The organism is Candidatus Methylomirabilota bacterium (assembly GCA_035936835.1).
Taxonomy (GTDB): domain Bacteria; phylum Methylomirabilota; class Methylomirabilia; order Rokubacteriales; family CSP1-6; genus AR37.
Genome location: DASYVT010000016.1, coordinates 1 through 2,017, shown reverse-complemented (window position 1 = coordinate 2,017; position 2,017 = coordinate 1). Strand labels below are relative to the sequence as shown.

At 65.0% G+C, this 2,017-nt stretch carries 4 protein-coding genes; all 4 read right to left on the bottom strand.

The window, feature by feature from the left end:
• On the bottom strand, positions 1 to 245 hold a 245-nt coding region (locus VGV06_01135; protein HEV2053757.1), incomplete at its 3' end, for a 4Fe-4S dicluster domain-containing protein.
• 90 nt (positions 246 to 335) lie between these two features.
• Entirely contained in the window at positions 336 to 881 is a 546-nt protein-coding gene (locus tag VGV06_01130; GenBank protein HEV2053756.1) for a transposase, read from the bottom strand.
• A complete protein-coding gene (locus VGV06_01125; protein HEV2053755.1) occupies positions 878 to 1,426 on the bottom strand; it encodes a helix-turn-helix domain-containing protein in 549 nt (182 codons plus the stop codon). Before VGV06_01125 ends, VGV06_01130 begins: the two co-directional genes overlap by 4 nt.
• Positions 1,427 to 1,812: 386 nt before the next feature.
• Positions 1,813 to 2,017, bottom strand: a 205-nt coding sequence (locus VGV06_01120; protein ID HEV2053754.1) for a hypothetical protein, incomplete at its 5' end; no start/stop codon positions are given.

The window sequence follows — 2,017 nt, the reverse complement described above, 5'->3', positions numbered from 1 at the left end:
GGACAGTGGTTGTAGCAGAGCTTGCACTGGTAGCAGAGATCGACGACTTCCTTGACGTCCGCCGCGGGCAGCTTCTCGACGTCGCCGTCCACCGCGTCCACGTCCAGCCGGTCGAACAAGACCCGGAACGAGGGGCAGAGGGGCAGGCAGCGGCGGCACCCCGCGCAGATGTCATAGACGCGGCGCAGCTCGGTGTCCACGCGGTCGAGCTGCCAGAATTCCGGGACGCGAATGTCGAGTGTCATCGTCCTCTCACGAGTGGGCCATGGCGCGGTGAGGAGGCCGGGCGCCGGCTCCCGCACCGGCGCCCGGCCCGGATCCCGTCGAGGGCCCGCCTAGTGTCGATCCAACTTGATAGGGCGAGTGGACCGGATGCGCGTCAAGGGATGATCTGCCTGGCCGATTTGGCGGTTGCGGTAGCGGAGGTAGCGATAGATGCGGCGGCGGCGCGGGACGTGGTCGAGATCGTCCGAGCCGGTGAGGGTGGCTCGCTTCGTGACCCCGAAGTGAGCTTCGATGGCGTTGAGCCAGGAGGCGTCCGTGGGCGTCCACACGGGGTGGATGTGCAGGCGGCGGAGCACCGCCAGGAAGCGCGGATGATCATGGACATTGTGCAAGTTATCCAGGATGACGAAGAGGCGTTTGCGCGGGTAGCACGCGCGCAAGCGCCGAAACGCCTCGCTGATTTCGACGATGCGCTTGCGGCGCCGGAACAGCCCGCTCAAGCAGTCGGCATGCACGTCGTAGAAGCCGAGGAACTGCTCGGTCCCCTTGCGTCGGTGATACGTGGCCCGCATCCGCTGCGGCCGGCGCCGACGGGCCCAGGCGACGCCCCCCAAGGGTTTGAGTTCCAGGGGCCCCCACTCGTCGAACGAGATCACCGCCGCCCGCGGTGGGCACCTCCGGTAGAGCTGCCGGATGCGTTTTTTTTCCGATCGAACGCGGGATCAGCCGAGGTCTTCCAGGTGCGGATGCGCCGGGCGCGGAGACCTTCGCGGCGGAGCAGCCGACGGACCCATTCATCGGTGATCGGCGGCAGCAGCCCGCGCTGGCGGCAGTACGCAGCCAGCTTGGGCACGCTCCACGCCGAGAAGGGCAGGCCCCGCTCGGTGGGACTGGACAGGGCGACGTCGATCAGTTCCCGGATCTGGGGCCCCGTGATGATCGGCCGGCGCCCCTGTGGATTGGGCGGCTGCTCGAAGGTCATGAACCCGCTCTCGTTGAACCGATGCACCCACTCGTACACCATGGTCGCATTGCAGCCGACGCGATCGGCCACCGCGGTGACCGACCGGCCGCGCGCCATCTCGGCGATGAGGCGATACCGGCGGTGGAGCCGGACCGTCAGCCGCCGATTCGTGACCTTCGCAAGCAGCACTCGACGCTCTCCCCGCGTCAACGCCCGCAGCCGGACGGAGTTGGCCATGCTGTCCCCCCTTGGAGACAGCGTAGGCGGGGCGACCCTTTATCCCGGCCAAATCAAGTTGGATCAGCACTAGCGGGCCGAGGAGACACGCGGGGGTGTGCTTATTGGGTCTCGCCAGAAGCCCGTTTAGGGCTGGCGACTTTGACGTTCTCCCATCTCTGAAGAAGCGGCCCACCGCAAGAACGGCAGAACGCGCAGAGGTTACGACAAGGGTCAACTTCCTCTTTTTTTCCTTGACGACTCGTAGAGGCCACGATATGGGAGATGTACCAGACCGGGTTCCCGATCCGAGGCGCCACTGGCGCAGGAGGCATCGGTAATGCGGACCCATCTACTGTCCGTCCTCGTCTCAGTCATCGTGGTCGGTCGGTCACCCCCATCTGCGATCATTCACCGTCTTGTACTCCAAGTTGGCCGACACGAATGATGTCACGACATTCTTCCCCGCTCCGGGGACCGGCTTCAACGGGCAGAAGAGCCATAGGTTCTTGCCCTCTCGCTCTCACATAGATAAGGAGGGAGCATGGCATGAAGCGCTCTATGATCACCAACCAAGCCTTGATCAACCAAAGCAAGCCCAGCAGTGGAAAA

Excerpts from the sequence above, each read along its gene's own strand:
- VGV06_01125 (HEV2053755.1), bottom strand. The coding sequence starts at position 1,426 with ATGGCCAACTCCGTCCGGCTGCGGGCGTTGACGCGGGGAGAGCGTCGA.